The following is a 6298-nucleotide window of genomic DNA, read 5'->3' as shown; positions in this document are numbered from 1 at the left end:
TTCTCACTGCCTGTATTGTCTTTATACACTAATTCTGTTTTCCAGAAAGTCTCCTTCGTTTTCTATTGGCAGGATAATCTCATCTATCTGGATTATGCTTTGTCTCCTGCCCTCCATACGTTTTTCCCATCCAGTGAATGGACGGATTTTATCGAATAAACCTGAGTTTATTTAAGAGTCTGGATAGCAGGGTGAAAGTAATATTGGTTGTAGAAGGGCATCTATGTAAAGAGATTCAACCCCATAATTTCCACTGGAAATATAACGATTTATCGTTATGATGGGTTGTTGACCTGGGAGATGTGGTTTGCGAAAGTTTGTTTTCGTTGGAGTCGTTTTATGTTTATGTTCCAACTATCCCTTTACCACTGCACCCATGCCAATAGCCTGTTCAACCCAAAACATGTCTTTCATGACGAGTATGATTTTATCTTTTAATGGATAGCTTTCAATGGAGTTCTTGAGAAGCTCACCGTATTTCTGGTACCTGTTGATTGCTACAGGAACGGTGTTATATCTTCAATTAACGTGGGTTCATAGCCTTTTTTATCCAACAGCTTCATTACCTTATTCCTCTCACCCGCGGTTGCCGTCCTGAACCGATATCTGGGTTTTTCGTAGTAGGGTTCCAGTTCCCTGAACAGGTCTGGGTCGTTAAGGAAATGCTTGAAATAGTAGGCATTGCCTATCTTGAAAATGTTGATGCATGGGCGCTTTTCCGTTACATCGAAGTCGGGCATGGGATTACGTTTTACCTGATGCTCAATAAGTGTTGTTTATTGAATTCATCCGCATGATAGGGATATGCGTTTATAATTTCCTATTCGTTAAATTTAACTTTCGGCGCTACTTCTGCGCCTTTATCAGCTTCGAAATATAACCTCGGACCAAAACCATACATTCCGGCAACGATTGATGCAGGCATCTTTTTGATGCGCGTATTGTAATCCCTGACGTTTTCATTATAACGCATCCTTTCCACAGCGATTCGGTTTTCAGTGCCTTCAAGCTGTGCCTGTAGAGCAAGGAAGTTCTCATTTGACTTTAATTGTGGATAGTTCTCAGATACCATAAGCAGCCTTGAAATCGCCGAATCCATACCGTTTGCAGCCTCTATCTTATCCTCCTGTGTTTTTGCCGCACCCCACTGGCTCCTGTATTTTGTCACCTCAATGAATATATTCTCTTCCTGGGCTGCGAAACCTTTCACAGTCGCGACAAGGTTCGGGATAAGGTCAGCACGCCTCTGGTACTGGCTTTCAACCTGTGCCCATCCTGCATCAACTCCTTCCTGGGCGGTAACAAGACCGTTATATGTGGATAAGAACCAGCCTCCGAACAGCAGCGCTACTAACACTATCGCGCCAATAACTCCAAGTAAAATATTCTTTGAATTCATTATGTCACCTTATATTCATCAATAATCTTTCCAAAATCACGCAATATTTGTATCAAATCTTTGATATATTGCTCTTTATCTTTCTTAAATTTAGCCTTCCCGCTTCGAATATCCTGTATCTCTTCCAGTATGTGCAGGTCTATGCCATATTTCTGTGAAACACTTTTTACCATATTTTCTGTATCTTCCATATCCCCAAGATACACGAGTGCTCCAATTATCGGACTGAGAGTGGGTACTGTGGAAAGTATCAAATTTTCAATATCCTTGCCCTTAAATTGAAGATATTGTTCACGAAGATGTATCAGCTTTGACCTGAATTCAAATTCAAGCTGCTGTCGAAGGTTTGGCTTTAATATAACAATATCTTTCAGGATAGCTTCACCAAATAACATACTGTGGTGCAGCTTGATGTTTAAGAACTCAATTGGGAAGACATCCACACCATTGGTGAGCTCTTCTTTTGTAAAAACAAGAGGTATTTCCTTAAGTTGCTTGAGATTCTTTAGCGTATCAAAATCAAGGTTATTGCAGACCACAAGAGTGCTTATTACGTCACCGGTGTTATATTCCGCAATCAATACAAGATTTGTTCCGAGAATATCCCGTATCTGTTCTATCTTTTTTTCCGTCATCTTTGTATCACCACTTTCCTCCAAATCCTCCACCGCCTGATCGTCCACCGCCGAATCCTCCACCGAACCCTCCGCCTGACCCTCTTCTTCCAAATCCTCCCGAAGTTCCGTAATATCCTCCATTATGTCTGCCCTGCCCCATTGTGCTCAGGATGGAAAACAAAATAAAAAATCCAACGAACGTGAATATTATCCATGTAGGTACCTCCTGGTTCTCGGTTTGTGACATGCTATATTTAGATACAACTTCTTCATTGCCCTGGAGAAGACCTTCTATCACAAGCATAGCTTCATAAATTCCTTTGCCATATTCCCCATTTTTAAAATTTGGTACAATTATCCTTTCCCCGATGTTCACTTTCATGCTGTCTGTGATAATTCCTTCAAGCCCGTAACCCACTTCAAACCTGTACTCCCGTTCCTGCTTTGCCACCAGGATAAGAAGACCGTTATCTTTATCTTTCTTACCAATGCCTGCCCGCTCAAAAAGCTTTACAGCATACATCTCCTTTGATTCTCCCTCAAAGGAGTCTATTGTAACCACAGCGATCTCAACTGTTGTTTCTTTTTCTATCTTCGCTGCAAGCTGTGCTATGTTGTTCGTATTTGCGGAGTCTATCATATTGGCGTTGTCTGTAACAAAACCCCGAAGTTGCGGGTAATTTACAGAAATAGCTGCCGGTGAGAGAAATAGCAGGATGAGCAATATTATTATATATTTCTTCATTTTGTTCCCTGTTTGATATGGATTATTTTCTGGATCTATAATATCTCATGTATCGTATAATACCTTTTGAGTGAATGAAAAAATGGATGCCGTTTCAATTCTTGTTGGTAAATAATAAAATCCGCCGATAAAGGCACCAAGAGGCAGAGCTTAAGCGTTCATAAGCGTACATGATTCAGTATTTCACTGTGGGAAATGCCAAGCTTATCCAGTGTGTTTTCTATGTGAATAAAGCTGCTAAGGTGAACCAAACGTGAGCCTTAATCCCGCACTAATTCCTTCAGCCGTTCAATCGATGCAATTGAATCATTATACCTCTTTTCCTGCTCTTTTTCAAGATGGGAGATTATATCATTAAACCCGACTTTGAGTGAATATATTTTACTCGGTCTTCCTTTACCTGGTTTCTTTTCTTCGGTTTCGCTTATCCAATCATATGGGTCCAGTTCTTTCATAGCCACGCTGACTTCTGGCTGGCGTAATCCAGTTCCTCTTTCAATATCAACAGATGGAGTTGTATCCACTTTTTGTATATATGTCAGGGTTCTGGCAACAAGTCTGCTCATGCCAAGGGAAATGAGTAATTCTGCTATCTCTTCATCTTTATCGTCAAGCTGTTTTATATTACGAATTTTCATAATGATGCCTATATTATATTATGTTGTAAGATATATTTAATTTATATTAATCTTTCGATACGATGACTTTTATGTCGGGGAACAGTTTCACCCTGCATGGCTTTCCTATATATACTCACAAAATGAAATTTAGCTCGCTATGCTCCACCACATTGAAATTTTTGGTCTGGTTGAAGTACATCAAAATATCGACTTTTTTGACAATCTCAATTACATTTTTCCTGTAACTATAGATTCTTTGTTTAAGTTTTAAAGTAATAACTATTATATTGTGGAAACAAATATCTCGTATTCACATCAACATTGTATTTTTTACTTAAATCAATGCTAAAAGAATAGATAACTATAAAATAGTTGAAAATAAAAATACAACCAATGGTCCGAAAAAGAGACATGCTTTACAAAAAGCTGCTTACGAAGACAGTTGTAACATCCCGGGAAATCGAAAAAGCAGCTCTTGAAATCACTGAACTGACACTTAGTTCCGCACTTATCTCTAAATATATTTATGGTGAATATACGGCCAAACTAATTGCAGAAGGAAAACTACAAAAAATCAGAAAGGGATTATATGCTGTCCTATCTCCATTAGAAGATCCGGAAAAATACATTTCAGACAAATTCCTCATTGCAGGTAAAATCAGGGATAATTACTATCTTGGGTTCCATTCAGCACTTGAATATTATGGTTCAGCATACAGTCATTATAACGAAGTGTACATTACAGTCCTTCCTGAAAATCGTTTTTCTCCTTTTAAGTACCAGAACCTAAATTTTAAGCCGATCTTTACAAAAGACATCTCTATTTGTATCGAAACAAAAAAGTATCGCACAACTGAAATAAAGGTGAGCAGTAAAGAACGCACTCTTGTAGATTGTGTGGACAGGCCGGATTATGCAGGTGGATGGGAAGAATGCCTTAAAAGTCTCAGCGTATTAAGTGGACTCGATTTTAAAAAAATAATTGACATTCTTAACATGTACAACAAAAAAAGTCTGTATATTAAAGTTGGTTTTATACTTGAACTGTTACGTGAGCAGAGTGTGTTCTATGAACATCTAAGTGATGAAACTTTAAACAAAATCAAAGCACATAAACCAAAAACTCCAAAATACCTTGAAAGTTCGGTAAGCAGCAATTTGAATAAAGATTGGAATCTTTATGTTCCGGTAGATTTTGTTGAGTATCTTTAGTGGAAGTTTGACGATGTACAATTATAACGAAATGTCAGAGGTAACAGGTTTCCATCAGCTTGAAGTCGAAAAAGTATGCCGTATTTCAACCATGCTTGAAAAAATAATGGATGTTCCTTTTTTAAAAGAGCGACTGTCACTGATTGGTGGAACAGCTATCAACTTTATTTACACAAAACCACTGGCAAGGCTTTCTGTGGATTTAGATTTCAATTACCTGCACATAGATGATAGTGATTGGGGCGAGGTTAGAACCAGAATTGATCGGACAATAAAACAGATAATCTATACTCAGGGATATGCAGATACTGACATAAAGATCGATTCAAGTTACCCACTTGGCAGGATGGTTATCTATTACAGGAATTCAGTCGGGAAAATGGATAGTTTTCAAATAGAAATCGGGTACATGCGAAGATTTCCACTGTTAAAAACAGACATTCTTGCGGAATTTAACCATGTTTGCAGGAATTATACATTCAAAGTAAAAACACCACATAAAGAAGAACTGTTTGCAAATAAATGGTGCACTTTTTTACAGAGACAAACTGCCAGGGATTTGTATGACGTTTACACAATTGCAAAGCAAGATTTCGATTTGGATGTGTTTCGAAAATGTGCTGTTGTTGAAAGCATATTTATGGGCACCCAAAAATTAACAGAAATCAATGTAAACAATCTCATCCGGAAATCTTCATTATCTGATAATCTTACAAGAATGGTAAATCTGGGGAATAATGTCGATTATCAGACGATTAAACAAGAAGTTCTGGATTTTTCACAAAAAATCACAGGTCAATTAAAAGAAAATGAGATAAAAATGATTGAGAATTTTTATGCTCAAAGCGTTTTTATCCCAGACTTGATAGATGATGATGGGATATTTAATGAGAAGCTGAAAGATCACCCGATAATCAAGTGGAAGTATTTAAAGGCAAAGAGATAATGATTTTTATCACAATAATTTTAATGATTTCTATGTAATATGTATGGAAATCATTAAAAATGTCCCTATTTCATCACTTGAATACGCATAGATGAACAGTAGTTGCCTGAAAGGGATGTTGTAATCAGTAAACGCGTTTCTTCTGATTATATTGCAAAAACAATAAGACAAAATTTTATACTCAGTAGTAAAAGTATATACTTAAAAACACTGTTCTAAAATCAACAGGACATACAAACATGAAAATAATAATCGTAAGCTCAAGAGATGAAATTCGTTCGCTGGATTCAAAGGAAAAATTAGTTCACTTTGGCTTTAGACCGTCAAACAAGGACATATTTGAACTCGTGCAGGCTTGTCCTAAATTGAAAGCATTACACATTCCTCAATCTTATATGAGAACCATATCCGGAACTACGAAGATGTACCTTGAAATGCAGGAGATTGCTCTTCTGGAAGGGGATGTCTGGGGACACAGGAAGGATATTGATGAATATTACGAGATTAAGCCTAAAGTCACGGAACGAATTGAAGAACTTAAATCCGAAGGCATGGCTGAGTCTGATATTCTAGACAGGATGGTAAGGGAAACAAGGTTGAGCAGGGATTTACTTGAGTTTATGCTGAAAGGGAAGTAGTTGGTCGAGTTATCTGCTTAAAGGCAGATTGATTTTTTTAATTTCAGTCAAGTACACAGCAGACACATACAAAGATTTAAAAACTTTCAAGTGCATTTAACTTTAACTTAAAATAGTTGAG

At 37.4% G+C, this 6298-nt stretch carries 8 protein-coding genes; 3 read left to right on the top strand and 5 right to left on the bottom strand.

Features of this window, described 5'->3' with window-relative positions; all coding sequences use genetic code 11:
• Nucleotides 1-497: 497 nt before the first annotated feature.
• From IBX40_10155 to IBX40_10135, 5 genes are all read right to left on the bottom strand, one after another.
• Nucleotides 498-740 (bottom strand): hypothetical protein, encoded by a 243-nt coding sequence (locus tag IBX40_10155; protein MBE0524679.1) that lies wholly within the window; start codon nt 738-740, stop codon nt 498-500.
• A gap of 80 nt (nt 741-820) precedes the next feature.
• On the bottom strand, nt 821-1399 hold the full coding sequence (locus IBX40_10150; protein MBE0524678.1) for a LemA family protein: 579 nt from the start codon (nt 1397-1399) through the stop codon (nt 821-823).
• Nucleotides 1399-2034 (bottom strand): hypothetical protein, encoded by a 636-nt coding sequence (locus tag IBX40_10145; protein ID MBE0524677.1) that lies wholly within the window; start codon nt 2032-2034, stop codon nt 1399-1401. The genes IBX40_10150 and IBX40_10145 overlap by 1 nt, the downstream gene beginning before the upstream one ends.
• 7 nt (nt 2035-2041) lie before the next feature.
• On the bottom strand, nt 2042-2761 hold the full coding sequence (locus tag IBX40_10140) for a TPM domain-containing protein (GenBank protein MBE0524676.1): 720 nt from the start codon (nt 2759-2761) through the stop codon (nt 2042-2044).
• A 260-nt stretch (nt 2762-3021) separates the two neighbouring features.
• A complete protein-coding gene (locus tag IBX40_10135; GenBank protein ID MBE0524675.1) occupies nt 3022-3399 on the bottom strand; it encodes an ArsR family transcriptional regulator in 378 nt (125 codons plus the stop codon).
• 375 nt (nt 3400-3774) lie between these two features.
• Here IBX40_10135 and IBX40_10130 point away from each other — a divergent pair, with 375 nt between their 5' ends.
• The 3 genes from IBX40_10130 to IBX40_10120 all read left to right on the top strand — a co-directional run bounded on the left by IBX40_10130 (nt 3775) and on the right by IBX40_10120 (nt 6177).
• Nucleotides 3775-4593, top strand: coding sequence for a hypothetical protein (locus tag IBX40_10130; protein MBE0524674.1), 819 nt, complete (start codon nt 3775-3777; stop codon nt 4591-4593).
• A gap of 13 nt (nt 4594-4606) precedes the next feature.
• A complete protein-coding gene (locus IBX40_10125) occupies nt 4607-5539 on the top strand; it encodes a nucleotidyl transferase AbiEii/AbiGii toxin family protein (protein ID MBE0524673.1) in 933 nt (310 codons plus the stop codon).
• Between the two features lie 239 nt (nt 5540-5778).
• A complete protein-coding gene (locus IBX40_10120; GenBank protein ID MBE0524672.1) occupies nt 5779-6177 on the top strand; it encodes a DUF1699 family protein in 399 nt (132 codons plus the stop codon).
• Nucleotides 6178-6298: the final 121 nt, after the last annotated feature.

The sequence above is a fragment of the Methanosarcinales archaeon genome (genome assembly GCA_014859725.1).
GTDB lineage: Archaea > Halobacteriota > Methanosarcinia > Methanosarcinales > Methanocomedenaceae > Kmv04.
The sequence above is the reverse complement of the archived record's forward strand: the minus strand, read 5'-3'. Positions and strand labels throughout refer to the sequence as shown.

Excerpts from the sequence above, each read along its gene's own strand:
- IBX40_10155 (MBE0524679.1), bottom strand. The coding sequence starts at position 740 with ATGCCCGACTTCGATGTAACGGAAAAGCGCCCATGCATCAACATTTTC.
- IBX40_10150 (MBE0524678.1), bottom strand. The coding sequence starts at position 1,399 with ATGAATTCAAAGAATATTTTACTTGGAGTTATTGGCGCGATAGTGTTA.
- IBX40_10145 (MBE0524677.1), bottom strand. The coding sequence starts at position 2,034 with ATGACGGAAAAAAAGATAGAACAGATACGGGATATTCTCGGAACAAAT.
- IBX40_10140 (MBE0524676.1), bottom strand. The coding sequence starts at position 2,761 with ATGAAGAAATATATAATAATATTGCTCATCCTGCTATTTCTCTCACCG.
- IBX40_10135 (MBE0524675.1), bottom strand. The coding sequence starts at position 3,399 with ATGAAAATTCGTAATATAAAACAGCTTGACGATAAAGATGAAGAGATA.
- IBX40_10130 (MBE0524674.1), top strand. The coding sequence starts at position 3,775 with ATGGTCCGAAAAAGAGACATGCTTTACAAAAAGCTGCTTACGAAGACA.
- IBX40_10125 (MBE0524673.1), top strand. The coding sequence starts at position 4,607 with ATGTACAATTATAACGAAATGTCAGAGGTAACAGGTTTCCATCAGCTT.
- IBX40_10120 (MBE0524672.1), top strand. The coding sequence starts at position 5,779 with ATGAAAATAATAATCGTAAGCTCAAGAGATGAAATTCGTTCGCTGGAT.